Source organism: Providencia sp. Je.9.19, from assembly GCF_051129765.1.
In the GTDB taxonomy this organism is placed as follows: Bacteria; Pseudomonadota; Gammaproteobacteria; order Enterobacterales; family Enterobacteriaceae; genus Providencia.
In genome coordinates this window covers 279,128-304,995 of the sequence record NZ_JBCPSS010000002.1, presented here as the reverse complement: position 1 = coordinate 304,995, position 25,868 = coordinate 279,128, and the positions used below count along the sequence as shown (strand labels likewise).

Here is a 25,868-nt window from a genome sequence, read left to right as displayed (position 1 = left end):
CAGTCAACAACACTACAGCTCGAAGTATGAAGAACTCTGTAGTTAGGCGGCAAATGAGTTACCCCCAAGGAACATACACAAGTATGTGACTTGGGTTAACGAATGCAGTCAACAACACTACAGCTCGAAGTATGAAGAACTCTGTAGTTAGGCGACAAATGAGTTACCCCCAAGGAACATACACAAGTATGTGACTTGGGTTAACGAATGCAGTCAACAACACTACAGCTCGAAGTATGAAGAACTCTGTAGTTAGGCGGCAAATGAGTTACCCCCAAGGAACATACACAAGTATGTGACTTGGGTTAACGAATGCAGTCAACAACACTACAGCTCGAAGTATGAAGAACTTTGTAAAGCTAGAAATATAACGAACTCGCCAACACCAGCTTAGGGAATGCAAGTATGACAACCACCTCCAAAGCCGACAAATCAGCCCCCCTTATCACTTTGCATAACCTCTCCAAAAGTTTTGGTGGGCACCGTGCATTGCGCAATATCGATTTGACGCTCAATAAAGGTGAGGTGCACTGTTTAGCAGGCACCAATGGGTGCGGTAAAAGCACATTAATTAAAACCATCAGCGGTGTTTATGCACCGGATGATGGTAGCCAAATTGAAATTGATGGAAAAAGTTATAATCGGTTAACACCAGATAAAGCACGTGAACTGGGCGTTCAAGTGATCTACCAAGATCTATCACTTTTTCCTAACTTAACGGTTGCTGAAAATATTGCGTTTGAGCTTAATCTCAAAGGCTATTTTGGTTGGTTTCGTAAAAAGCTGCTCCGTGAAAAAGCACTGCAAATTCTAAATGAGCTCTCTTTTACTATTAATCCCGATACACCCGTGCAATTTCTGCCTATCGCACAGCGCCAACAAGTTGCTATTTGTCGTGCTCTCGTTGCTGATGCACGATTGGTTATCATGGATGAGCCCACAGCCTCATTAACTCGTACTGAAGTCAATCAACTGTTATCAACCGTTAATTATCTAAAAGATAAAGGTATTACTGTCGTTTTTGTGAGCCATCGATTGGAAGAAGTAAAAGAAATATCTGATCGCATTACCGTTATTCGTGATGGGGAAAAAGTCGGAACTTGGCCTGCTGAAGGTTTAACTACCCGAAAAATCACCGAATTAATGACAGGATTAGACATTGTTCACGAACGTAAGCCACCCAATAATGCCGAAGACCGCCGCACAGTGCTTGAGTTAAAAAATCTAAGCCGTGCAGGACAATACAATAATATTTCATTGCAATTAAAACGCGGTGAAGTACTTGGCCTTTGTGGCTTACTAGGTGCCGGTCGTACTGAGCTCGCGTTGTCGCTTTTTGGTATTACTCACCCTGATAGTGGTGAATTATTTATTGAAGATAAACCTGTCACTTTAAAAAACAACACTCACGCTATTAAGCAGGGTATCGGTTATGTTTCAGAAGATAGGCTGACACTCGGCGCCATTTTACCCCAATCCATTGCTGACAATATGGTTCTGTCTATTTTAGATCGGTTAAAAACCCCTTTTCATTTAATTGATGAACAAAAATGCCAAGCAATTGTTCAAGAATGGATCGCCGACTTAGATATTAAAGTTACTGACCCTAATAATGCACTTTCGACATTATCAGGGGGTAATCAGCAAAAGGTAGTGTTAGCTAAATGGATCTTAACTCGCCCTAAAGTATTGATTTTAGACTCCCCAACGGTTGGCGTTGATATTGGTGCCAAAGACAGTATTTATAAGCTTATCCATCGTTTATCCGGTGTCGGTATTTCAATTTTATTAATTACAGATGAAGCCTCTGAAGCCTATTACAACTGTGACCGGATTTTACATATGAAACAAGGGTCTATCGTCAATGAAATTATGGTGGATACCATGAATGAGCAACAATTAGAGGTAATCATCAATGGCTAATTGGAAAAAGCTTCGACCACAATCTGTCGAAGGTTGGTTAACCTGGGTCATTCTTATCATGGTGATTTTCTTTACAGTAATGAGCCCACAATTTCTGACCATTCAAAACTTACTCGATTTAAGTGAAAGCTATGCAGTAACGGGTATTTTTGCGCTTGGGCTTTTCGTTGTGTTAGTAACGGGCGGAATTGATATTTCTTTCGCAGCTGTCGCCTCTGTTGTGCAATATGCGATTGCCACTTGGCTGCTACAAGGTTTCATTGCCAGCCCGACATTAAGTATTACGCTTGCCATCTTAATTGGTATTACCTTTGGCTTAATTAATGCCATTTTAATTTATTCGCTAAATGTTGTTTCCATCATCATCACCATCAGTATGCAGTCATTACTATTCGGTATGTTGATGTGGCTGACCAACGGCCACAGTATTTATGACTTACCTGATTGGTGGGTCGATCCTGTGACTATCCTACCGTTTGAGGTCGATGGTGAATCCTATCAAATTGGGCTTCCGCTTGTAGTCATGCTAGGCATCGCATTTCTTACTTGGATCTTGATGAACAAAACCCATATTGGGCGCCAACTTTATGCCGTTGGTGGTAGCCAAGAGTCCGCATCCCGTATTGGTATCCGTGTTTCGGTTATCTACCTTTTTGCTTATGGTTACCTCGGTGCGATGGCGGCTATCGGCGGAATGCTACAAACCTACCGTATGAGTGAAGTGGTGCCAAGTGCATTGGTGGGGGGAGAACTTGATGTTCTCGCCGCAGCGGTACTGGGCGGTGCAAGTTTATCGGGCGGGCGTGGAACAGTCATCGGTACTTTGATGGGCGTTTTTCTTATCGGTATTTTGAAAAATGGCCTTAACTTGATTGGTGTCTCTAACTACTTCGTCAATATTGTTATCGGTATGGTTATTCTGATTGCCATCTGTATTACTCACTACAAAAAACGTAAAGAGACGGACGTAGGTTTTGTTTAACAGGAATATCACCATGAAAAAACAACCTCTTTTTAAAATTGATGGCGCGGTTATCGGACTGCTTTCAATCTTGTTACTGGCAGTCGCGGCTTTTAGTATTGCCATGCCGGGGCACTTTTTAACGCAAAACACATTTTTAAGTATCACATTCCAATTACCTGAGCTGGGTTTACTCACGTTCGCCATGTTTGTTCCAATGTTAAGCGGTGGATTGAATCTCGCCATTATCAGTACCGCTAACTTAACAGGTCTATTTATGGCTTGGGTCTTTATCAATTACTTACCCGTTGATGCAGGCACAGGCACCCAATTAATGTGGCTAGGCTTTGCTCTCATTGGTGCCACTGTGATTGCCGTAATTATTGGTTGCTTAACTGGGTTGATGATCTCTCATATTGGTGCTCACCCGATTTTAGTCACCCTCGGCACCATGACTATCATTAGCGGAATAGGTGTTTATCTCACAAAAGGGGCGGCTTTGAGTGGCATGCCACCTATCGTCAGAGCTATCGGTTCAGATACGTTATTCGGTATGCCAATCGCCATGATCATTTTTATCGTTACCGCGATAATTTTAGCGCTCTTTTTAGGCTGCACTCGCTTAGGTAAAAATATCTATATGAGTGGCAGTAATATCAATGCAACGTGGTTCAGTGGCATACGTACTGACCGAGTCATGATTGCCATCTATACCATTTCCAGTTTGCTGTGTGTCCTTGCCGGTTTGATCATGATGGCACGCTTTAACTCTGCTCGTATGGGTTACGGTGACTCCTATTTATTGCTGACTATTTTAGCAATCGTACTCGGTGGAACCAATCCTTTTGGCGGTGTAGGTAAAGTCAGTCGTGTTTTTTGCGCGCTACTTGTTTTGCAAGTCATCGCAACTGGCTTAAGCCTGTTAGGCGTTAGCTTACACTTCAATCTTGCGGTCTGGGGGATCACATTAATACTGGCGCTTGCCTTCAAATTTTTCAAAGAAAAATGGAGCGCAAAACGTGCGATGAATCGCAACCAGCGTCTAAATAAAGCATCACCACAAACTTAAATTTCACAGGGAAAACATCATGCGCAAACACCCAATGGGTATCTATGAAAAGGCCTTACCAAAAGAGAGTCGTTGGTCTGAAAAGTTAGCAATTGCTAAGGCGGCGGGTTTTGATTTTGTCGAAATGTCGATTGATGAAACTGACGAACGACTTGCAAGATTAGATTGGACTCAAGCACAACGTTTAGAATTGGTGGATGCAATCCAAAAATCCGGCGTTCGCATCCCAACCATGTGTTTGTCAGGCCATCGTCGTTTTCCCTTTGGTAGCCATGATGTTAATACCCGAAAAGCCGCCCATGAATTAATGGAAAAAGCCATAAAGTTGGCTCAAGACTTAGGCATTCGCACCATTCAATTAGCCGGATATGATGTCTATTACGAACAACAAGATGCCGAAACCATTCAACGTTTCGAAGATGCGATGCAATGGGTTGCTGAAATTGCTGCGGCCTCGCAGGTAATGTGCGCAGTCGAAATTATGGATACGCCATTTATGAACTCAATCACTAAATGGCAAGCCTTATCCGACAAAATACGTTCTCCATGGTTTAAAGTGTATCCCGATGTCGGTAACTTAACTGCATGGGGAAGTGATGTCGAAAATGAATTAGTCAACGGAATTGAACATATCGTCGCACTACATTTGAAAGATACCTATGCGGTGACTGAAACCTGCGAAGGTCAATTCCGTGACGTCCCTTTTGGTGAAGGATGTGTAGATTTTGTCAATTTATTCAAAATCTTAAAACGCTTGAATTACCGTGGTACTTTCTTAATTGAGATGTGGACAGAAAAAGCGGATGAGCCACTCATTGAAATCATCAAAGCGCGCCATTGGATAGAAGACAAAATGCAGCAAGCTGGCTGGTATAACGCCTAAAAAGGAGCATGTGATGAATACATTTTTTATGGGGGTCGATCTTGGTGGTACAGTAATTAAAGCTGGGATCTATACGCCTGAAGGACAAGAAATTATTGTTGCAGAGCATGCCTTTCCCACTGAAAGCCCAGAAGCGGGTTTTAGTGAGCGCAATATGGATGTTTTGTGGCAAGCCACTTGCGGTGTTATACAAGAAGCCATTAATAACAGCCAGTTGAATGCATCACAAATTTCAGGTGTCAGTTTCTCATCCCACGGTAAGGGATTATATTTACTCGATGAACAAGGCAGACCGGTCAGAAATGGGATTGTGTCTTCCGATTCTCGCGCCCAATCTATCGTCGACGCATGGCACAAAGACGGTACAGCAGAGAAAGCCTATCCTCTTAGCTTACAGCAATTATGGCCCTCTCACCCTGTTGCTCTGCTGCGTTGGCTCAAAGAACATGAGCCCGATAACTACCGAGACACTCGCCATATATTGATGGTTCATGACTATATTCGCTATCGATTAACCGACCAAATAGCCTGTGAAGAAACCAATATTTCCGGTAGCCAACTGTATAACCCAGCAAAATCGGCTTATGACCCGAAATTATGCCAACTTTTTGGCATTGATGAAGTGACCGATAAACTCGCGCCTGTCATTAATTCGGCCGAACAAGCGGGTAGTGTCACCAAGCAAGCGGCTAAAGAGAGTGGATTAACCGAAGGAACCCCCGTTTTCGGTGGTTTTTTTGATGTTGTTGGTGCAGCGCTCTCTTCAGGTGTGAGTCAAAAAGACAAATTAAGTGCGGTTGCGGGCACTTGGACTATCTCTACTCGCGTATTTGATGAAATCGTCCCATCCGATTACCCTTATGTTTGGAGTAAATATTGCATTCCAGGCACCTATTTTGTACATGAAGGTAGTCCAACATCCGCAAGCAACCTTGCGTGGTTTACTCGTCATTTCTTTAATCAACGTTTTCAAGATTATGATGTGTTAAATCAATGTGTAGCAGAGGGTGCCACTAGGCAAAATGATATTCTATTTTTTCCTTGGCTCTATGGTTCAAATTATCACAGCAATTTACAAGGTGGATTACTCGGTTTAAGTTCTCATCATACAGATGCCGACATTATTTACGCTATTTATCAAGGTATTGTATTCTCACACTTATTGCACCAAGACAGAATTGTTGGCCTTGATAACAGCACTCAATCCATTCGATTTACGGGTGGTCCAACCCAGTCGCCCCTATGGATGCAAATGTTTTGCGATGCCAGTAATCTCCCCTTGGATGTCGTCAATGTACAGCAATCAGGTTGCCAAGCCGCCGCCTTATGTGCCGCAGTCGGCACCGGATATTACTCAGGTTTTGATATCGCGATTGCCGCAAGCACACCTAAAATCACCACTTATCAACCTAATGCCGTTGCACACCAGCAATTACGCAAGAAGTTTGCTCGCTTTAAAGCAGTCGCAGATGCATTAAGTCAGTAATGTTTATATTTGGGTCAACATGTTAAAAAGGCTGAGTTCATCAACATGAAACTCAGCCTTTTCTATCGATATCTTGCCATGGCTGAATTAGTTATCTGCCACAACCTCAATACCTACATTTTTGGGAGACAAAACAGTGTCTTGTTTAAGCGAATCGTACTTCACGAACTCATCTCTTGGAAAAACAAAAACATCAATATCTTTTTCGGGTCTGATTTTATCAGACACAATACTTTTTTCTGGAGCAGTTAAATTGGTTTCAACCCCCAACCAAGAGGCGAAATAATCAAACAAATTCCATTCACTTAGAGTCTCATCAAAGAACTCACGTTGAGTATCATCTGAATTAATAATAACCAGTGGTATTTGATAAGCTCCTTTAACCAGCTGCCCATGACGAATATAGAGGCTACCTTCTTTAATGAACCCTTTATAATCAGCCTCAAGTGCTGCCACATGCTGTTTATTAGCTTTCACTAACCCTTGCCCATGATCGGCAAAATATAAAATAGAGAACGGGTGTTCTCCATTTTTATTATTCTCTTGAAGTGAGCTATAAACTTCTCCGATAAAATCATCACTGAGCTTAATTGCTGAAACATAACAATTCACCAAGCTACCCCAACCGGTATCAAATTGTTCTGGATTCATACTGTAGTTATTTTTCACTAAATCACAGGAACCTTTTGGCCAGCCATCGTGATGAGGCCCCCACATATGAATAAAAATAACTTTTTCTTTATCTTTGTTATTATTAAGTGCAGCTTTAAATGCAGGTAACATTTTAAAATCATTAGTTAATTTATTGACACTATCATCAACAATAAATTTTTCTTGAACAAATAAATTATCAAACCCTACTTTATTATCCCTAACCGGTAAAAAATAGTTCGCTTTCAAAAAGTAATTAGTAAAACCGATTTCATCATCACCAAAACTCCCATTATTACCAATATAATATGTTTCATAACCTGATTTATTAGCTAAATCGACAATAGAATTATTATTGTAATACGGCTTTTCATGATGTTCTGTAATCGTATTTAAATCATTTTTAGCCAAAGCTCGCGTCAAGGTCGGTACAGTATTAGAAGCTGCACTGATAAAATTATTAAAAAATCGACCATTAACAGAAGATAGAAAAGGTGTATTTTCTAATGGATAACCATAAGCATGCATATAATTCTTATTGGTACTTTCACCGATAATCACAACTTTAATATTATATTTTGAATTATTTTTCTTAGTTATTTTTATATCATCAGCAACATTTACACCATAACAGATATCCGCATTACTTTTTGCAGCTTTAATCAGCTCTGGAGAACATGCCTTCTTATATGCTACCGAATTCTCATTAGCCTTTCCCTGGGCATATGAGGCCACAACTAAAAAAAGAGCACTATAGAGTGCGGTAATTTTGATTAACTTCATACTCAACTCCCTCATCTTTATGACATTATTATTCTTTATTAATAGGTTAAAGATTCTTTAATGGTGTATAACTAACGTTCAAATCGTCATAGCAATAAAATATCAAGAATAAATATTTCAATTTCATATAAATATATTGAAATAAAATTTCATTAAAAGACGTAAATGAAGAAATTGAGACACTGATAACAATAATTTATTATCGATTTTTCATTGTAATCTCACTGTTTTTAACAAATAAAATATAAAATAAGTTACAAATATTGTTTATAAACAAATAGTTAAAGTGCAATCCAAATTAATAATATTCGGTTTTAGTTATTAAAAACAATAAATACTGCAATTCATCGATTACATTTAGTTGTGATGCAGATCGGTTATTCAATCTTTAGTTAATATTGATTAGTGATACAGCTCTGATTTTCATCTCTCGCCTCTAGAAATCAAAATGGAACCGGTTCCATAATGGGTTATTAGCAAGAATTAGGGTCTTACCCTTTCATATTTGTCGTAGAGGAAAGTCATGAATAAAGAAGTGATTGTTGTAACCGCGGCTTATGGTGCGCAAACTGTAGCACAGTTAGGCGGGCAGCTAGCCTTATTAGAAACTATCAAGGCAGGGAAAGCTGATGGTGTTGAAATTCGCCAAGAGCTACTCCTCACAAGTGACAAATTAACGACCATCAACAACGCCCTCAAGGCAAAACAGCTCACCGCAGTATATTCGGTGCCTGATACGTTATTTCAAAATAGCACCCCTATCAGTAGCCAGAAAATGAAAACCTATTTAGAAGATGCCAAGCAACTCGATGCACGACTATTAAAACTCTCCTTAGGCGAGCTACCTGATAATTATGATTTAACAGAAATCATTAATTTACTAAATAGCTACCCTATTCAGTTAGTGATTGAAAATGACCAAACTGAAGTAGGTGGTCACATCGAACCTCTTCAACGTTTTTTTGCAGAAGTAACAGCCAAAAAAATGCCCATAAAAATGGCTTTTGATATGGCGAATTGGGCTTGGCAAGGTGAGGATGCACTCAGTGCGGCTCAGTATTTCGCCCCTTTAGTCGCTTATATTCATGTCAAAGCATGCCAATCCAAAGCTGGAAAAATTGTTGCCGTTTCCCTTGATGACAGTGATGGTTCATGGAAACCCGTGTTGCAAGCGCTGCCAACGAATGTGCCACGAGGTATTGAATTTCCATTAGTTAGCGATGATCTGTGTGCCATCACCGAACACTATGTTTCTCTATTAAAGGCTATCTAACATGATGAACAATAATAAATTAGATGTTGTCACTTTAGGCGAAGCCATGATGATGTTTGTCGCGACAAAAGCCGGTGAATTACATGATGTTGAGAATTTTGTACGCCGAGCCGCAGGTGCAGAACTCAATGTCGCGATAGGTTTATCGCGTATTGGTCTACGCAGTGGTTGGGTTAGTCGCCTTGGTAATGACTCATTCGGTCGCTTTATTCAATCCACCTTAGAAAAAGAAAATGTCGATTACGAATGTGTACTCATTGACGCAGAGCATCCTACGGGCTTTCAGTTGAAATCTAAAGCCGAAAATGGAACCGATCCCACTGTGGAGTATTTCCGCAAAGGCTCTGCGGCAAGTCACTTAGATCTCACTGATTTTAACGAGGACTATTTTATATCGGCTCGCCATTTGCATTTAAGCGGTGTTGCCGCAGCACTTTCATCCACCAGCTATCAACTTTCATTATATGCCGCTAAATGGATGAGAAATGCAGGAAAAACACTGTCATTTGACCCAAACTTGCGTCCTTCCCTGTGGAAAAGCGAAGCTGAAATGGTCGAGCAATTAAACCAACTTGCATTCCACGCTAATTGGGTCCTACCGGGATTAAAAGAGGGCAAAATTTTAACCGGTTATGATAAACCAGAAGATATTGCAGATTTTTATTTATCACAAGGTGTTGATGTCGTTGTGATTAAAACCGGTGAGCAAGGCGCTTATTATAAAACCTCAGAAAATCAAAAAGGTATCGTTCCTGCCCTACGAGTAAAACATGTCATTGATACCGTAGGCGCTGGCGATGGTTTTGCTGTCGGCGTGATCAGTGCGCTACTTGAAGGCGAATCACTTCAACAAGCCGTTGAGAGGGGTAATTTTGTCGGAGCCAGAGCAATCCAAGTGATTGGCGACAGCGAAGGACTACCAACTAAAGCGCAGTTACAGCAAGAAATGTCACTGTTATCCCCATCAACTTCTCCAGTCTTTGGCTAAGAAAGGAATTGATTATGACAACGAAAAAACCGGCTGCATCACGTTGGCTGTACATCATGCCAATTGTGTTCATCACATACAGCTTAGCTTACTTAGATAGAGCCAATTATAGTTTTGCCGCCGCAGCAGGGATCAACGCAGATTTAGGGATCAGCAAAGGAATGTCTTCCCTACTCGGTTCCTTGTTTTTTTTAGGCTATTTTTTCTTCCAAATTCCCGGGGCAATTTATGCCGAAAAACGCAGTGTTAGAAAGCTTATTTTTGCCTGTATTTTCTTATGGGGATTATTTGCTAGCCTAACAGGGGTGGTCAGTAACATCCCGATGTTGGTCATTATTCGCTTTAGTTTGGGCGTCGTTGAAGCCGCCGTCATGCCCGCAATGCTTATTTACATTAGTAATTGGTTTACCCAATCTGAGCGTTCACGCGCCAATACCTTTTTGATTTTAGGTAATCCCGTTACTGTATTGTGGATGTCCGTGTTATCTGGCTACTTAATCCAAGCGCTTGGCTGGCGCCAAATGTTTATCATTGAAGGTGTTCCCGCTATTTTATGGGCATTCTTCTGGTGGAAAACTGCACGTGATAAACCGAGTCAAGTTAGCTGGTTAAGCCAACAAGAAAAAGACGATCTCGAAAAAATCCTCAGTGATGAACAAAAAAATATCAAACCCGTTCGTAATTACCGTGAAGCCTTTAAATCACGCAATGTTGTGTTACTGTGCGCGCAATATTTCTGCTGGAGTATTGGGGTATATGGCTTTGTATTATGGTTACCGTCTATTATTCGTGGTGCGTCAGATTTAAATATGGTCGAAACGGGTTGGCTCTCTGCGGTTCCTTACCTTGCTGCGACTGTATCAATGGTTTTAGTCTCTTGGGCGTCTGACAAGATGAATAACCGCAAACTATTTGTTTGGCCAATGCTGTTAATTGGCGCCATCTGTTTCTTAGGTTCCTTCCTACTGGGCAGCTCTAACTTCTGGCTTTCTTACACTTTATTAGTCATTGCTGGTGCCGCGATGTATGCCCCTTATGGCCCGTTCTTTGCTATTATTCCTGAAATGTTACCGAAGAATGTTGCCGGCGGTGCAATGGCGTTAATCAATAGTATGGGCGCTTTAGGATCGTTCTTTGGCTCTTGGTTTGTCGGTTATCTCAATGGTGCAACGGGCAGCCCAAGTGCATCTTATATGTTTATGGGACTCGCACTGTTGGCATCCGTTTTCTTCACTATTATTGTCAAACCAAATCAAGAAAAAAATAGCGATTCCGTCATCGCTAAACATGCTTAAGGGAGATTATGATGAAAAAAAATATCGTTCTATATAAAACAATACCTGCTGACCAACTTAAGCGCTTACAACAACATTTTAATGTCACAATTTTTGATTCCGTCAATCAGAGCAACCATGCTGATTTTCGGCGAGCCCTTGTAAATGCCGAAGGAATTATCGGCGCAAGTACCCCGATTACTGCCGATGATTTAGCAATCGCCACCAAACTAAAAGCAGCCTCAACGATTTCAGTCGGGGTTGACCAATTTGATGTTTCTGCCATGACAGCGCGTGGTATCCCATTAATGCATACCCCCAGTGTGCTCACTGAAACCACCGCAGATACTATTTTCACACTGGTTTTATGCAGTGCACGACGCATTATTGAAATGGCGGAAATGGTTAAAGCGGGTCAATGGACCAAAAGTATTGGTGAAAATCATTATGGCTGGAATGTGAGTGGAAAAACCATTGGTATCCTCGGCATGGGACGTATAGGTTATGCAGTTGCAAAGCGCGCCCATGCAGGTTTTGGCATGTCAGTGCTCTATTATAACACCTACGACCATCCAGAAGCGGAGAGTCAGCTTAATGCACGCCGTTGTGATTTAGATACACTACTCGCTCAATCTGATTTTGTTTGCGTGGTATTACCTTTATTACCTTCAACCGAAAAATTGATTGGCAAAAAAGAACTACAAAAAATGAAGCCAAGTGCGTTCTTAATTAATGGCTCTAGAGGAAAAATTGTTGATGAGGCCGCGTTAATCGATGCCTTAGAAACGGGCGTGATCCGCGGTGCAGGCCTTGATGTTTTCGAGGTTGAGCCTTTGCCAATTGATTCAAAATTACTGACTTTGCCGAATGTTGTTGCATTACCTCACATTGGTTCTGCGACTCATGAAACCCGTTACGCAATGGTTGAATGCGCCGTTGATAACCTAATCGCCGCACTCAATGGCAATCTGACTCATAACTGCGCCAATCCAGAAGTCATTAAAAAGTAAGTAAAAATTCACTTACTGAATAGCTTAAATATAACGAATAAATAAGCCCAAGAAACCGATCTTAAATCTGTCTCTTGGGCCAATAAACGTCGCATTACACGGTGATATCATTAAAGTGTTGTCGAATTACGGACAATCAGTTCGCCATTAAAGAGGTGCTGAGCGGGTGGTTTTTCTGGATTTTCCAGTTTTTCGAGCAAACATTCAACGGCTTTATGTCCCATCAGAGCAGTCGGCTGAGAAATCGACGTTATTCCCTGTCCTGCAAAAGATGCCCACTCTAAGTTATCAAAACTGAGAAAACCGATATCGGCGCCCCAATGCAAACCTTGCTGATTCAATGCATAGGCTATTTGCAATGTCAGCACACCATTCGCCGCCACAATGGCTTTACGCATCCCTCGGTGATTAGCACAGAACTCAGTAATAATCGCAGATAAACTTTCTGGTGCGGGTAATGAAATTTCGTGAAATATCCCTTTAATTTGCGGATTATTTGCTAAAACCTGTTGGAATGTTTGCAAACGTTCTTCGCGCGCACTGTTGTAGACGATAGGTTCGGTCACAAAACAAATAGCTTCGAAACCTTGTTCTATCAGATGGTTAAAAGCCATATTTGCAGAGGCTGGGTTATCTAACCCAACCATGTCACAGGGGAAATTATCAATTTTTCTATCAAGTAAAACAAACGGCAATGTAGTGGATTGTAATACGTCAATAAATTGCTCATTGACCCCTGCCGAGTTAATAATTAAGCCATCAACCCGATAACCTTTTAATAGCTGTATAAATTGGCATTCCAACTCAATGCTATTATTGGCATTGCACACTACCGTCATAAAACCTTGTTTGATAGATTCCGCCTCAACGCCTTTTAACACCTCAACTGAGAACGGGTTACCAATATCCGCAATAATCAGCCCTATCAACCCAGTCCGCCCATGCTTTAGACTGCGAGCCATTTGATTAGGACGATAATTGAGTTCGAGGATAGCGGCTTCAATACGTTGACGTAAGTTATCTGACAATAAATGAGATTCGCCATTTAAATAACGGGAAATGCTTGTTTTGCCTGTCTGCGCTTTGGCAGCCACATCTTTTATGGTCGCAACTTTTGTTGATTTGGGTGCAATAGCCACAGATTATGTCCATAAAAAGAAAATACTATAATCACAACATGTTACCTAAATTCAGGCAATTTTGCCCGTAAAAAGCGCGATTACATGAATAATATCGTATTTTAACCCACTTGATTTTTTAACCACTGGATAAAAATATCAGCTTTCGGATTACGTTTTTCATTCAATGTCGCGAAATAATAGCGCTGTTGACATTGTAATGCCGTATCCCCAAAAGGCATTATTAACTCATTGCTTGCTAAGCGCTTTTTAACTAGCTGCTTACGACCCATGGCAACACCTGCATGATTGATGGCAGCAATAATGGCAAGATCAGAGCGATCAAAACATAAATTTCTACGATGGGAAATAATTGATAATCCTGAATATTCACTCCATGCCCGCCACTCATCATAGTCGGAATTATTACTCCAAGCTTGCCTGTCATGCAGTAAAGTACAATTTTTCAACTGATGCTGGTTATTCAATAAATCATGTTGTTGCGCATATTTTGGACTACAAACGGGCACTATCGACTCTTGCATTAAGTCTTCACAATAAAGATTACTGTGAACGGTATCATCGTAATAAATAGCCAGATCAATACCATATCCTCGGAAATTTACCTCATCGTTTCCCGTCAGTAAATTCAATTGAATGGACGGATATTGATAAGCAAAATCAGCAATTTTCGGCACTAACCAACACTGAGCAATAGAAGGTCGTGAATAAACCGTCAGCTCACCTGATATTTCCTGATTTTTAATATCAATAATTTCCTGATTAATATCATCAAGGTTTTTACGTAATGCCCAATAAATTCGCTCACCATCCAGTGTTAGCTCAATACGTCGATGAAAACGCGCAAATAACTTGAAACCTAGCTCAGATTCTAATGTATTTATACGATGACTGACGGCGCTAGGGGTTAATGATAATTCCTGCGCAGCAAGTGCAAAAGAACTATGCCTCGCCGCGGCTTCAAATGTATGAAGGCGCGATAATTGATGGCTAGATAAACGTTTATTCCATTGAATAAAACCAGATTGTTCAAAATGGCTTGGGGTCATCGACATATTTTTTACTCTATCATCATATAAACGCACAATATTAAGTGAGAATAACCTATTTAAGATGAATTCATATGGTGCAAAGTACAGTCAACTTGATTTATATGATGGATATCACCCATTTGAATCAATCTATTTCATCTAAACGCTGAGTTTCATCGTTTGTCACCTCTGAATATTTATTATCCAATAGATGAACAACAACAATACAATCAGGGGTAGGATATGGACTCAACAATTTGGATGCTAGCAACCTTAGTTATCAGCATCTTACTGATCATAATCTCAATAATTAAATTTAAGTTTCATCCCTTTTTAGCCCTTTTACTCGCCAGCTTTTTTGTCGGCATTTCCATGAAAATGAATCCACTCGAAATGGTGAATGCGATTGAAAATGGAATTGGCGGCACACTCGGATTTTTAGCAGCAATTATCGGTCTCGGTACTATTCTTGGTAAAATGATGGAGATTTCCGGTGCGGCGGAGCGCATTGGCGTCACCTTACAAAAATGCCGTTGGTTAACTCCCGACGTCACCATGGTATTAATTGGCTTAATTTGTGGTATCACACTATTTGTTGAAGTTGGTGTTGTTCTATTAATTCCACTGGCTTTCTCTATTGCTAAAAAGACCAATACCTCTTTATTCAAGCTCGCTATTCCATTATGTACCGCTCTGATGGCAGTGCATTGTATCGTGCCGCCACATCCAGCAGCTCTGTTTGTCACCAACGAACTAGGCGCTGATATCGGCACGGTTATTGTCGCAGGGCTTGCCGTTGGTTTAGTCGCGTCATTAATCGGTGGCCCTCTATTTCTTAAAATAGTTGGTGCTCGCTTACCCTTTAAAACTGTACCTGAAGCATTTTCAGATATGGAAGTTCGCGAAGAAAAAGATTTACCCTCTTTAAGTGCAACATTATTTACCGTTTTACTCCCTATTGTTCTGATGCTAATTAAAACAGCAGCAGACTTAAATATGAGTAAAGATAATTCGTTATATACGTTCTTGCAATTTATCGGTAACCCAATTACCGCCATGTTTATTGCCGCATTCGTCGCTTATTACATGCTAGGTATTCGCCGTAATATGGGCATGAGCGTGCTACTAAGTAAAACAGAAGAAAGCTTTAGCTCAATAGCCAACATTTTGCTGATTATTGGTGCGGGTGGCGCATTTAATGGCATTTTAAAAGGCAGTGGATTGAGTGATTCTTTAGCCCTCGTTCTGTCTGGCATCGATATGCACCCAATCTTACTTGCTTGGTTGGTTGCTATTATTCTGCACGCCGCTGTCGGTTCTGCCACTGTAGCAATGATGGGTGCGACAGCGATTGTTGCACCATTGATGCCAATGTACCCAGAAATAAGCCCTGAAATTATGACGTTAGCGATTGGTTCAGGCGCTATTGGTTGTACCATCGTGACAGACTCTCTGTTTTGGCTAGTAAAACAATACTGTAATGCCACACTAGCCGAGACATTCCGTTTTTATAGTGTCGCCACCCTTATTGCCTCATTTGTGGCACTCGGCGGCACGTTCTTACTTTCATTTGTGATTTAGAAGAGATTGAATATGACGACGATAAACATGGATAAGTTAATTACTGACTACCCTTTAGTTCAGGACTTAATCGATTTAAAACAAGTCACTTGGTTTAACCCTAAAGTGACAACGACAGAAGCCGGCTTACCTTATGTAGGTTTAACACTGAAGGACGTTGAAGATGCGCAAGCTCGTCTTGCTCGCTTTGCACCTTATTTAATGAAAGCCTTCCCTGAAACTCAAGAGACTCAAGGAATTATTGAATCTGAAGTTGTGGCCATTGATGCAATGAAAGCCGCACTTGAAAAACGCTATAACACGCCAATCACCGGGAAAATTTTACTTAAAAAAGATAGCCATTTACCTATCTCTGGCTCAATAAAAGCACGAGGTGGAATTTATGAAGTTCTCACTCATGCCGAAAAACTGGCTTTAAAAGCAGGATTGTTATCGACAACGGATAACTATGATATTTTATTTTCTGATAAATTCCGTCAATTCTTTAGTCAATACAGTATCGCAGTCGGCTCAACGGGTAACTTAGGCATGTCGATTGGTATCATGAGCGCGAAATTAGGCTTTAGTGTCAGCGTGCACATGTCATCAGATGCGAGGCAATGGAAAAAAGATAAATTACGTGCCCATGGTGTTAATGTTGTTGAATATGAGCAAGATTACAGTATTGCAGTCGAAGAAGGCCGTAAAGAAGCCGAAAAAAATGCCAATTGTTTCTTTATTGATGATGAAAATTCAACCACCTTATTTTTAGGCTATGCAGTTGCGGGCTTACGCCTCAAAACACAGTTTGCAGAGCAAGGTATTGTGGTTGATAACAATCATCCACTTTTCGTTTATTTACCTTGTGGTGTCGGCGGCGGCCCTGGCGGTGTAGCTTTTGGTCTAAAACTGGCATTTGGTGATGCCGTCCACTGTTTATTTGCAGAACCGACTCATTCCCCATGTATGCTATTAGGTGTTCATACTGGCCTGCACGATGCCATTTGTGTACAAGAAATTGGCATTGATAACGTCACCGCTGCCGATGGTCTAGCGGTAGGCCGTGCATCAGGCTTTGTTGGCCGTGCCATGGAACGTTTGATTGATGGCTACTACACCATCGATGACACCGAAATGTATAATTTATTAGGATTACTCAATCAGACAGAATCACTCAAATTAGAGCCCTCTGCACTCGCAGGTATGCCTGGTGCTATTCATGTCACCCAGCATAGCGATTATCTGCAATCTAAATCACTGACTGCTGAAAAAATGGCAAATGCAACACATTTAGTTTGGGCTACAGGGGGTGGAATGGTGCCGCAGGCTGAAATGCAACAATATTTAGCCCAAGCAAAACTGGACTAATTGATAAATTGTCACGAATATAAAGATGATTAGCTTAGTGCCCTTTCTTCTTGATTCACTAGAGAAGAAGGAGGACGGTGGAATTATTGAATAAAAAAAGTGTTAAATAGTTAATATAGGAACAAAAGGCCTTAACTTCCTCGATAAAACTCACATTATCTCTGCACAGCCCCCTTAAATGGGGGCACTGTATAGAGATAATGTCTTTTAAAGTTTATTGTCCCGGTAGGGGTACCAAATCGCTTTCAATATAATGTCGTACTAATGTCGCGAGCGCCATGAGTGAATCAATATGAGTTCTTTCCCAACCGTGTGAGCTGTCTAAAGCAAAACAAGCAAGTGCAGCACGGATATCCCACCCTGCATCAATGGCTGCTGCACTATCAGAACGATAATGTTTAAAAGTATCTCTAACATGAGGAATGTCATGTTGTTGGCACAATTTTAGTAAATGACGCGTTATCGCTAAATCAAAAGGCCCCGTTCTATCTCTAAAGGCTAAAGTCAGTGAATCATCACGCGTGGTTTGATCAGGCCCTGAAACAGAATTATCAATCGCTAATAATTCTTGAACTTCATCACCAAAACCATGAGTACCGCCAATCCCCACCTCTTCAGAGATAGTAAACATCAACTGGCAAGAAACCGCAGGTACCACTTTATCGTCAATCAATGATTTTAATGCTGCTAACATCACGGCACAGCCCGCTTTATCGTCTAAATGGCGAGAAACAATAAAACCGTTATCCATAAACTCAGGCTGAGCATCAACGGCAACCATATCCCCCACATTCAAACCATGCGTTTTTAAATCAGTTTCATTATAACAAAGTGCATCTAAGCGAATTTCCAAGTTATCCCAATCTGCTATTTGCGTATCAACCTCAGTATTAAAACGGTGTCCTGAAGCTTTTAGGGGTAAAATAGTACCGCGATATTGATGGTCATCACTAAAAACAGTAACTCTCGCTCCTTCAGCAAAGCGCGCTGCCCATGTTCCCGTGTTACGTAGAGCTAAACGCCCATTAGGCTTGAGCTGAGTCACCATCGCACCAAGCGTATCTAAATGCGCAGCAAGTGCACGTTTTGGCACACTTTCCCCTAATGTGACATGCAATACACCTCGGCGAGTGTATTGTGGTGTAAAACCTAGTTCAGTAAGCCATTGATGGGTTTGAGCCACCGCCAGTTCGGTCATACCAACTGGACTCGGTGTCAGTAAAAGTGTTTTCAATACTGAGGTCAGATATGCTTTATCTATCATTCGTTATTTACCTATCTTCACTTAAAAAACGTTCTTGTAATGTAGCTTGCAATGCCAGCATGGCTTGCTCTGCGTAGTCCATATGTGCTTCCATAATCGTTTTTACTTTTAATGCATCTTTTCTACGCAGGGCATCTATCAATTGGTATTGGTAATCAATACCTTGACGACGTTCCACCGGTTCAGGTTTCAAATAAATATCTTTGCAAACCGCTAAATCCTTTAATAAACGTTGAAGAAAATGGCAAATAAAGACCAAGAGCACATTGTCAGAATAGCTAGCAACAACGGCGTGAAAATCTAGCTCTGCCATTCGTTGTTTCCAACGTTCTTCTTCATCGGCTGGCTCATGATCATAGATAGCGATAGTGTCATATAATTTCTGAATCCCAGCACTATCAATATTTTCAATTGCGCTTATAGCAACCATAGGCTCTAATAATTTACGCAGCGTATAAATATCTTTGATTGAAACATCTCGCGTAAATAAGAAATTAGATAGTAAACTCATTGCCCGAGATTCAGTCATTGAATCAATAAATGCCCCGCCACCTGGTCCCGTTTTGGTTTTAATTAATCCTTGAACTTCCAGAGATTTCAACGCCTCCCTAACGGTACTTTTACTTGCGCTGTATCGCTCAATCAAATCTTTTTCTTGTGGCAATCTATCACCGGGAATGAGGTTATCCGCCATAATAGTTTCTTTAATCGCATTCACAATTTCATCAGTACGTTTTATTCGAACTGTTTCTGTTATCAGCGGCTTATCTATATTCATGTTGTATTCCGACAGTGTAAAATAGAAAACGTTGTTAGCCTCGCATCATACGGATGAGTCCATCGTTATTCGTGGCGCACTGGCTAATAAATTTTGGGTATAACTGTGTTCAGGACGAGCAAAAAGGCTATTAGTATCACGACATTCTAACAAATCACCGAGATAGAGTACGGCAACTCGGTCAGCAATGGATTCCACCACGGCTAAATCATGACTAATAAACAAATATGACAACGAAAACTGTTGTTTAAGATCCTGTAATAGCAGAAGCACTTGGGCTTGCACAGAAACATCAAGTGCACTCACGGGTTCATCAAGAACTAGAATCCGTGCTTCGGCCGCTAACGCCCGAGCAATCGCTAAGCGCTGAGCCTGCCCACCAGAAAATTCATGAGGATAATAACTTAACGAATCTATCGGCATATTAACGGCATTCAGTAATTCTTCGAGCCGCCTTTGCCGTTGCGCCTTATTCATATGTTTTAAATATTTCAGCGGAATAGACAAAGTTTCACCAATCGTTTTACGTGGATTTAGTGAAGCTACGGGATCTTGAAATACGTACTGAACTGCTTGCCCAAAAGCACGGGCTCCCTGCTTTTGCCATTCACGTTGGGTCTGGCCTAAAATAGTCATGTCACCCGATGTCGCTTTTTCTAAACCCACTAAAATACGTGCTAATGTGCTCTTACCTGAGCCGCTTTCACCCACTACCGCCAGCGTTTCACCTTCATAGAGCTCTAATGAAATATTTTTTAATGCATGAACTTCTCGGCGATTAGGATGAAATAATCCGGCTGGATGACCAAATGTTTTGACCAATTGATTAACTTCAATAACTTTGTTCATCAAGCCCCCTTAATCGGTTTGGGTTTATGATTGTAAATCTCTGCCACGTGCTCAAGAAATGCCTTTCCTTCCCCAAGTTTTGGCACGCTAGCAATTAAACGCTGCGTATAAGGATGTTGCGGCTGTTGCAACACCGTTTGAGTTTGTCCTGTTTCGACAATCGAGCCTTGCTGCATGACGGCCACACGATCACAAATCTGATTAATCACAGCAAAATCATGGGTAATAAATAACAAGGCGACTCCCCGTTCACGGCGTAAGGTATTTAATAACTCTAAAATTCTAGCCTGTACGGTCACATCCAGTGCCGTTGTGGGCTCATCAGCAATAATCAGCACCGGATCATTGGCGAGTGCCATCGCAATACCAACGCGTTGACGTTGGCCGCCAGATAACTCATGGGGATAAGCATGATAACGCTGAGCGGCATCTGGAATGCCAACACTTTCAAGTAATTCGATAGACTTAGTTTTTGCGGTTTGGTTAGAAATGGTTTGATGTGCAGTTATCGCTTCTTGTAATTGGACGCCCACAGTAAATTGTGGATGCAATGTTGTTAGTGGGTCCTGGAAAATATAAGAAACGCGAGCCCCACGCCGCTGCTGTAAGCTTGATAATGGTAGTGATAGCATTTCTTCACCACTGACATAAACGCCCCCAGAAGTTACCACGGCTGGCGGTGATGCTAGTAACCCCATGATTGACAATGCAGTCACGCTTTTGCCTGAACCACTTTCACCAATCAACCCTAAACACTCACCGGGCTCGACCATAAAGCTAATATTATTCACTGTTGGTCGCAGTTCATCTCCTTGACGAAATGCAATACTGAGCTCTTTGACTTCAAGCACTGCTGGACTGTTTGATGTTTGCGGTGGAATAACGGTGCGCTGCGTTTGAGTCATGGGTTGTGAACGTTGCAATGCACCAGATTTTAATCGTGGATCTAAAATGTCACGGATACCGTCGCCTAATAGATTAAAACTAATCACAATAAGAAAAATCATCACACCAGGCACTAAAGCAACATGAGGTGCCACAAACATTTGAGCTCGGCCTTGTCCTAACATTGATCCTAAATCGGCATTCGGTGGCTGAGTGCCTAGCCCTAAGAATGACAAACCCGCCGTTTCTAATATCATCCAGCCTATCGTTGTCGACATAGTCACAACGATAATCGGTAGCACATTGGGCAAAACCTCAGTTAATAGCACCTGAAAATGGTTTTTCCCTGAAAGTCTCGCCGCCTGAATAAAATCTCGGTCTCGCAACCCTACGGTTAATCCACGGATATTACGCGCAAAAAAAGGAATATTGACTAAGGCAATCGCATACAAAGCATTTAATAAACCAGGACCCAAGACAGCTACAATCGCCAATGCTAATAAGATATATGGAAATGCCATCAACATATCAATACAACGCATTAATAATGTATCAGTTCGATTGCCTACATAGCCTGCGATTAAACCGATAAGCGTACCAAAAACGGCCGCAATTAAAGTGGCAGAAATTCCGACCATTAAGGAAACTCGAGTTCCCCACAATAACCGCGATAAAATATCACGACCAAGGTGATCAGTGCCTAAAACATGCCCTGAGGAAAATACCGGTAGTAATCGGTTCACTAAATCCGTTTGGTCTGGGTTAGCTAAGGGTAGCCAAGGTGCTAATAACGCACAAAACATGATAACAAGTAAAATAGCGAGTCCTATGGAGGCTAAACGATTCGCTAATAACAGCGCTCCAATTGACTGGCGCTGGCGATGTTGAATAACCGGTGTCATTAATGAGCTCATGATTTCAACCTCGGATCTAGCAATGCTTGCATCAAATCAGCAAACATATTAATAAATACATAGGAAGCCGCGGCAATTAATACCCCACCTTGAACTAAGAACAAATCACGAGTTGCAACCGCCTTCACTAGCATTGCTCCGAGCCCCGGCCACTGAAATACGGTTTCAATATAGACCGCGCCACCAAATACAAATCCGGCTTGAATACCAATAACGGGGATCACCGACACTAGCGCCATGCGAAATGCATGACGAAAAATCACTTTGCGCTCACTCAACCCTTTTGCTCTGGCAGTACGAATAAAATCAAGGCGTAAAACTTCCAACATTGCCGTTCGTGTAAGCCGTGCAATAACCCCTGTTGCGACTAAAGAAAGCGTTATGACTGGTAACACAAGATGATGCAATAAGTCACCTAAGCCACCCCCCTGCCAAATTGAGTACATACCCGACGCAGGAAACCATTGTAATTGCACCGAAAAAGCCATAATCATCAACAAACCAATCCAAAATGAAGGCATTGAGATACCAAGTAACACTGCTAAAGTGATAAATCTATCACTCCAACTAAATTGGCGAGTAGCGGAAATAATTCCTGCCAATAAACCTAAAATTGAGCTAAGTAATAACGCACATCCACCAAGGATCAGAGTGGCAGAAAAGCGCTCCAACACTTCATCAGCAACGGGGCGATTCAATACAAATGAACGACCAAAATCCCCAGACAGCAAATTTTTCATCCAAATAAAATATTGCTGATAGAGCGGTTTATCCAAACCGAGCTCTGTTTTTACCCTAGCCACATTTTCTGGCGTTGCCCAAGGCCCAAGTAATGCTTGAGCCGGATCCCCAGGGATCATCGCCATAATAAGAAAGACAATTAATGTGAGACCAATCAAGATAGGAATGGTCGCAAGAATACGTTTTAAACAATATAACCACATAGGCTTTTCCCCTGAAAATCAACTCACGACCGCGATACCTTTGAGACTTCAACCTATCGATTAGTCTTTGCGTACATCTTTGAGTAATAAATTAAAATTTGGCTGTAGCTTAAAGTGGCTAATCCTCTCGCTAGCAACTGCATTTTGTTTCCAGTTGGCAACAAATAACCAAGGGGCATCACGATGAACTATTTTTTGCACCTGACGATATAACTGAGCGCGCTCAGCCAGATCGTTACTCACTCGTGCTTTGTCCAATAACGCATCTAATTCTTTATTGCTGTAATAACCTGAATTAAAACCGCCTTTATCAGGCCATGAACCTGAATGAAGGGTCAGAAATGGTAGCGTATCAGGGTCATTAGTCATCCAAGCCATTTCAGCCATATGGGCTTGTTGAAGCCCTGAATTAACCTTCGATAAATAGGTATTCCACTCAAAAGTTTGAATTTCAACAACTAATCCCACAGCTTTTAAATCTGCCTGAATAGCCGTTGCCATCGGGATTGGGTCTAACATGCCAGAACCCCCCTCCGTGACATAGAAAACAATTTTTTGCCCTTCTGCACCCGCAGCTTTGATCAATGCTCGCGCTTTTTCTGGATCATAAGGATATGCCGTTGTTTCTTCATCAAATGCCCAGTCAAAAGCAGATGGAATTGGCCCCTCAGACACATCCGCAGATCCTTGAAGGATATATTTAACAATATTGTCTTTGTTCACAGCAAAGTTGACCGCTTGCCTAACGCGAACATCATCAAACGGGGGCAATGACGTATTTAACATGCCATACCAGACATGGGGACCTGTGGCTTCATATAACCGAAAACGCTTATCTCCTGCAAATAATGGAACATTATCCGCAGGTACTTCAACCATGGCATCTATTCCCCCTGAGAGCATTTCTGCGATACGAGTATTCGCATCGGTAATCGGTCTAAAAACCACATAATTCAAGCTAGGGCGAGTGTCCCAATAATTCTCATTCGCGGCGACAACGACACGTTGATTTGCTATCCACTCAGTAAATTTAAAGGGACCAGTTCCGCTTGGGTGACGACTAAAATTTTTATCATATTGCTTCACTGCACTCGGCGAGACAATCAAGCCAGCAGGGGTGGCTAAGTTTGATAAAAAAGGAGCAAATGGTTCTTTAAGCTGAAATACCACCGTCTGGTTATTTGGTGTTTCAATTTTATCTATCGCAGAAAAGAAAAATGACAATGGAAAAGGCCCTGTATGGTAATACGGGTGCGTACTATCAAGCATGCGCTCAAAGGTAAACTTCACTGCCTGAGCATTAAAATCACTGCCATCGTGGAATTTGACATTTTCACGTAATTTAAAGGTGTATATTTTCCCATCGTCACTTACCGTCCATGATTGTGCGAGAGATGGCTCCAAAGACAATGAACCATCACCATTACGCACAAGTCCTTCGTAAATATTCACCAGTATTCGAGAGTCATTTGCCGCCGTTGCCACTTGAGGATCTAGCGATTGAGGCTCTGCAACCTGACCCAACAATAAAACATCACTATATTTTACTGCCCATGTTGATGTTGAAAAGGCAAAGAGAAGCAAAATACTGGCTACCCAACTGCACGAACGCATTCTCATATTGATTTTCCCTGGTGTACTTTTCGCTGTGTGTTTTTATTTTCATGCTTTTTATGATGTTAAATTTATTGTTTGAAATTTATCGCATGAAATGTGTCTATTTTGTTAATTATCATTTCGATTTTTCTATTTATGATGATAAATTAACTTTCATGCAATAATTTATAATGATAAATTTGATCAATGTCTAATTTATAGGGTGTAAAATGACTTTTTCTATTGTGGCTCGCTGCCCAAAAACAGGAAAAATTGGTGCAGTAACCGCGACAGGAGGGCCTGCTGTTGGCGCCTTAGTGTTACATGGTGCAAGCCAATTAGGTGCAATAGCAACGCAAGCAATGACCAATCCAATGGCTGGAATAAACGGAATTGAGCGATTACAAGAAAAACTATCCGCCCAAGCATGCCTTGATACTCAATTAAGCCATGACACTAACCCCGCGATACGACAACTAATAGTAGTAGATGCACAAGGAGGAAGTGCAAATTGGACGGGGCAAGAATGTCTACCTTGGTGTGGTAGTTTGTCCGAGGCAAATTTAGCCATTGCAGGGAATATGTTAGCAAGTGAACAAGTTTTATTCGCACTTTATGCAACTTACCAACAAAACCCGCACTTAGATTTTGCCGATAGACTCTTGCTTGCTATGCAGGCAGGTGCAGATGAAGGCGGGGATTATCGCGGTATTCGATCCGCAGCATTAAAAATCTGGCACAACCGTAAATATGCGGATATTGATATTCGAGCAGATTGGTCTGAGCAGCCCATATCCCATTTAACGACTATTATTCATCGTGTACGTTCTCAGGATTATGCCAATTTCTTTGCACAAATTCCGACTGGGAATGAAACCAACTAAGTCAAATATAATAAATGGTCTGTATCACTTGCTTAATTAATCATCTTTAATGATTTACATTATTAAGTTAAATAAAATTTTCAACTTAACGATTAATACATTTAAAATACAACCTCACATTAAACCCAAGGATTAAATTGAGCATTTATCATGCAAAATAGTCGTTTTAACAGAATCAATGACTCTTAATTTTTATTGTTAAAAACCCATCAACACTAAGGATAAATAACCCTATCCTTTATATTTTTATTATTTAAATAACATTATCGATTCAGCTAATTATAAAAACTCAAATTAACGACTACAATTCGCCTTTTTGTGCCATTTTTGACCACTATTTAATTTTTTCACTAAT

21 protein-coding genes are annotated in these 25,868 nt (G+C 41.2%); 12 read left to right on the top strand and 9 right to left on the bottom strand.

Annotation, left to right across the window (positions count from 1 at the left end; all coding sequences use genetic code 11):
- The first annotated feature begins 405 nt into the window (after nucleotides 1-405).
- From AAZR93_RS10570 to AAZR93_RS10550, 5 genes are read left to right on the top strand one after another with little or no spacing between them, the layout of a single operon-like run.
- Nucleotides 406-1,923 (top strand): sugar ABC transporter ATP-binding protein, encoded by a 1,518-nt coding sequence (locus AAZR93_RS10570; protein WP_434719794.1) that lies wholly within the window; start codon nucleotides 406-408, stop codon nucleotides 1,921-1,923.
- Nucleotides 1,916-2,905, top strand: a complete 990-nt coding sequence (locus tag AAZR93_RS10565) for an ABC transporter permease (RefSeq protein WP_294103918.1) — start codon at nucleotides 1,916-1,918, stop codon at nucleotides 2,903-2,905. Before AAZR93_RS10570 ends, AAZR93_RS10565 begins: the two co-directional genes overlap by 8 nt.
- Before the next feature lie 13 nt (nucleotides 2,906-2,918).
- On the top strand, nucleotides 2,919-3,953 hold the full coding sequence (locus tag AAZR93_RS10560) for an ABC transporter permease (RefSeq protein WP_294103920.1): 1,035 nt from the start codon (nucleotides 2,919-2,921) through the stop codon (nucleotides 3,951-3,953).
- 19 nt (nucleotides 3,954-3,972) lie between these two features.
- Nucleotides 3,973-4,836: an L-ribulose-5-phosphate 3-epimerase gene (locus AAZR93_RS10555; RefSeq protein ID WP_434719793.1), complete on the top strand. Its 864-nt coding sequence runs from the start codon at nucleotides 3,973-3,975 to the stop codon at nucleotides 4,834-4,836.
- Between the two features lie 13 nt (nucleotides 4,837-4,849).
- Nucleotides 4,850-6,322, top strand: coding sequence for an FGGY-family carbohydrate kinase (locus AAZR93_RS10550; RefSeq protein ID WP_434719792.1), 1,473 nt, complete (start codon nucleotides 4,850-4,852; stop codon nucleotides 6,320-6,322).
- Between the two features lie 87 nt (nucleotides 6,323-6,409).
- Here the strand turns inward: AAZR93_RS10550 and AAZR93_RS10545 are convergent, their stop codons facing one another.
- Nucleotides 6,410-7,756 carry a phosphoethanolamine transferase gene (locus AAZR93_RS10545; protein WP_434719791.1) on the bottom strand — a complete coding sequence of 449 codons (1,347 nt, stop codon included), beginning with the start codon at nucleotides 7,754-7,756 and terminating at the stop codon, nucleotides 6,410-6,412.
- A gap of 523 nt (nucleotides 7,757-8,279) precedes the next feature.
- Here AAZR93_RS10545 and AAZR93_RS10540 point away from each other — a divergent pair.
- The 4 genes from AAZR93_RS10540 to AAZR93_RS10525 are packed head-to-tail and all read left to right on the top strand — an operon-like array spanning nucleotide 8,280 to nucleotide 12,301.
- Nucleotides 8,280-9,029: a sugar phosphate isomerase/epimerase family protein gene (locus tag AAZR93_RS10540; protein WP_434719790.1), complete on the top strand. Its 750-nt coding sequence runs from the start codon at nucleotides 8,280-8,282 to the stop codon at nucleotides 9,027-9,029.
- A gap of 4 nt (nucleotides 9,030-9,033) precedes the next feature.
- Nucleotides 9,034-10,017, top strand: coding sequence for a sugar kinase (locus AAZR93_RS10535; RefSeq protein WP_434719987.1), 984 nt, complete (start codon nucleotides 9,034-9,036; stop codon nucleotides 10,015-10,017).
- A gap of 14 nt (nucleotides 10,018-10,031) precedes the next feature.
- Nucleotides 10,032-11,312, top strand: a complete 1,281-nt coding sequence (locus AAZR93_RS10530; RefSeq protein ID WP_434719789.1) for an MFS transporter — start codon at nucleotides 10,032-10,034, stop codon at nucleotides 11,310-11,312.
- Between the two features lie 11 nt (nucleotides 11,313-11,323).
- Nucleotides 11,324-12,301, top strand: coding sequence for an NAD(P)-dependent oxidoreductase (locus tag AAZR93_RS10525; RefSeq protein ID WP_434719986.1), 978 nt, complete (start codon nucleotides 11,324-11,326; stop codon nucleotides 12,299-12,301).
- A gap of 110 nt (nucleotides 12,302-12,411) precedes the next feature.
- Here AAZR93_RS10525 and AAZR93_RS10520 read toward each other — a convergent pair whose 3' ends face one another.
- A complete protein-coding gene (locus AAZR93_RS10520; RefSeq protein WP_294103934.1) occupies nucleotides 12,412-13,440 on the bottom strand; it encodes a LacI family DNA-binding transcriptional regulator in 1,029 nt (342 codons plus the stop codon).
- Between the two features lie 101 nt (nucleotides 13,441-13,541).
- A complete protein-coding gene (gene dsdC, locus AAZR93_RS10515; RefSeq protein WP_434719788.1) occupies nucleotides 13,542-14,495 on the bottom strand; it encodes a DNA-binding transcriptional regulator DsdC in 954 nt (317 codons plus the stop codon).
- Between the two features lie 219 nt (nucleotides 14,496-14,714).
- Here dsdC and dsdX point away from each other — a divergent pair, with 219 nt between their 5' ends.
- Together dsdX and AAZR93_RS10505 are read left to right on the top strand one after the other, a co-directional pair.
- A complete protein-coding gene (dsdX, locus tag AAZR93_RS10510) occupies nucleotides 14,715-16,052 on the top strand; it encodes a D-serine transporter DsdX (RefSeq protein WP_434719787.1) in 1,338 nt (445 codons plus the stop codon).
- 12 nt (nucleotides 16,053-16,064) lie between these two features.
- Complete coding sequence (locus tag AAZR93_RS10505; protein ID WP_434719786.1) at nucleotides 16,065-17,399, top strand: D-serine ammonia-lyase; 1,335 nt, start codon at nucleotides 16,065-16,067, stop codon at nucleotides 17,397-17,399.
- Between the two features lie 214 nt (nucleotides 17,400-17,613).
- On the opposite strand, the gene AAZR93_RS10500 is transcribed toward AAZR93_RS10505, so the two are convergent.
- Genes AAZR93_RS10500 through AAZR93_RS10475 form a run of 6 tightly spaced genes read right to left on the bottom strand, consistent with a single transcriptional unit; the run spans nucleotide 17,614 to nucleotide 24,653 of the window.
- Nucleotides 17,614-18,663: an osmoprotectant NAGGN system M42 family peptidase gene (locus AAZR93_RS10500; protein ID WP_294103941.1), complete on the bottom strand. Its 1,050-nt coding sequence runs from the start codon at nucleotides 18,661-18,663 to the stop codon at nucleotides 17,614-17,616.
- 7 nt (nucleotides 18,664-18,670) lie between these two features.
- Nucleotides 18,671-19,441 carry a FadR/GntR family transcriptional regulator gene (locus AAZR93_RS10495; RefSeq protein ID WP_294104420.1) on the bottom strand — a complete coding sequence of 257 codons (771 nt, stop codon included), beginning with the start codon at nucleotides 19,439-19,441 and terminating at the stop codon, nucleotides 18,671-18,673.
- A gap of 45 nt (nucleotides 19,442-19,486) precedes the next feature.
- Nucleotides 19,487-20,290 carry an ABC transporter ATP-binding protein gene (locus tag AAZR93_RS10490; protein ID WP_434719785.1) on the bottom strand — a complete coding sequence of 268 codons (804 nt, stop codon included), beginning with the start codon at nucleotides 20,288-20,290 and terminating at the stop codon, nucleotides 19,487-19,489.
- Nucleotides 20,290-22,089 carry an ABC transporter permease subunit gene (locus AAZR93_RS10485; protein WP_434719784.1) on the bottom strand — a complete coding sequence of 600 codons (1,800 nt, stop codon included), beginning with the start codon at nucleotides 22,087-22,089 and terminating at the stop codon, nucleotides 20,290-20,292. The genes AAZR93_RS10490 and AAZR93_RS10485 overlap by 1 nt, the downstream gene beginning before the upstream one ends.
- A complete protein-coding gene (locus AAZR93_RS10480; protein WP_336429210.1) occupies nucleotides 22,086-23,033 on the bottom strand; it encodes an ABC transporter permease in 948 nt (315 codons plus the stop codon). Before AAZR93_RS10480 ends, AAZR93_RS10485 begins: the two co-directional genes overlap by 4 nt.
- 60 nt (nucleotides 23,034-23,093) lie before the next feature.
- A complete protein-coding gene (locus tag AAZR93_RS10475) occupies nucleotides 23,094-24,653 on the bottom strand; it encodes an ABC transporter substrate-binding protein (RefSeq protein WP_434719783.1) in 1,560 nt (519 codons plus the stop codon).
- 206 nt (nucleotides 24,654-24,859) lie between these two features.
- Here AAZR93_RS10475 and AAZR93_RS10470 point away from each other — a divergent pair, with 206 nt between their 5' ends.
- A complete protein-coding gene (locus AAZR93_RS10470; RefSeq protein ID WP_294103948.1) occupies nucleotides 24,860-25,513 on the top strand; it encodes a DUF1028 domain-containing protein in 654 nt (217 codons plus the stop codon).
- Nucleotides 25,514-25,868 lie beyond the last annotated feature (355 nt).

Coding starts and splice junctions, on each gene's coding strand:
- AAZR93_RS10535 (WP_434719987.1), top strand. CDS start 9,034: ATGAACAATAATAAATTAGATGTTGTCACTTTAGGCGAAGCCATGATG.
- AAZR93_RS10560 (WP_294103920.1), top strand. CDS start 2,919: ATGAAAAAACAACCTCTTTTTAAAATTGATGGCGCGGTTATCGGACTG.
- AAZR93_RS10505 (WP_434719786.1), top strand. CDS start 16,065: ATGACGACGATAAACATGGATAAGTTAATTACTGACTACCCTTTAGTT.
- AAZR93_RS10480 (WP_336429210.1), bottom strand. CDS start 23,033: ATGTGGTTATATTGTTTAAAACGTATTCTTGCGACCATTCCTATCTTG.
- AAZR93_RS10500 (WP_294103941.1), bottom strand. CDS start 18,663: ATGATAGATAAAGCATATCTGACCTCAGTATTGAAAACACTTTTACTG.
- AAZR93_RS10545 (WP_434719791.1), bottom strand. CDS start 7,756: ATGAAGTTAATCAAAATTACCGCACTCTATAGTGCTCTTTTTTTAGTT.
- AAZR93_RS10540 (WP_434719790.1), top strand. CDS start 8,280: ATGAATAAAGAAGTGATTGTTGTAACCGCGGCTTATGGTGCGCAAACT.
- AAZR93_RS10550 (WP_434719792.1), top strand. CDS start 4,850: ATGAATACATTTTTTATGGGGGTCGATCTTGGTGGTACAGTAATTAAA.
- AAZR93_RS10530 (WP_434719789.1), top strand. CDS start 10,032: ATGACAACGAAAAAACCGGCTGCATCACGTTGGCTGTACATCATGCCA.
- AAZR93_RS10470 (WP_294103948.1), top strand. CDS start 24,860: ATGACTTTTTCTATTGTGGCTCGCTGCCCAAAAACAGGAAAAATTGGT.
- AAZR93_RS10565 (WP_294103918.1), top strand. CDS start 1,916: ATGGCTAATTGGAAAAAGCTTCGACCACAATCTGTCGAAGGTTGGTTA.
- AAZR93_RS10490 (WP_434719785.1), bottom strand. CDS start 20,290: ATGAACAAAGTTATTGAAGTTAATCAATTGGTCAAAACATTTGGTCAT.
- dsdC (WP_434719788.1), bottom strand. CDS start 14,495: ATGTCGATGACCCCAAGCCATTTTGAACAATCTGGTTTTATTCAATGG.
- AAZR93_RS10495 (WP_294104420.1), bottom strand. CDS start 19,441: ATGAATATAGATAAGCCGCTGATAACAGAAACAGTTCGAATAAAACGT.
- AAZR93_RS10555 (WP_434719793.1), top strand. CDS start 3,973: ATGCGCAAACACCCAATGGGTATCTATGAAAAGGCCTTACCAAAAGAG.
- AAZR93_RS10570 (WP_434719794.1), top strand. CDS start 406: ATGACAACCACCTCCAAAGCCGACAAATCAGCCCCCCTTATCACTTTG.
- AAZR93_RS10485 (WP_434719784.1), bottom strand. CDS start 22,089: ATGAGCTCATTAATGACACCGGTTATTCAACATCGCCAGCGCCAGTCA.
- AAZR93_RS10525 (WP_434719986.1), top strand. CDS start 11,324: ATGAAAAAAAATATCGTTCTATATAAAACAATACCTGCTGACCAACTT.
- dsdX (WP_434719787.1), top strand. CDS start 14,715: ATGGACTCAACAATTTGGATGCTAGCAACCTTAGTTATCAGCATCTTA.
- AAZR93_RS10475 (WP_434719783.1), bottom strand. CDS start 24,653: ATGAGAATGCGTTCGTGCAGTTGGGTAGCCAGTATTTTGCTTCTCTTT.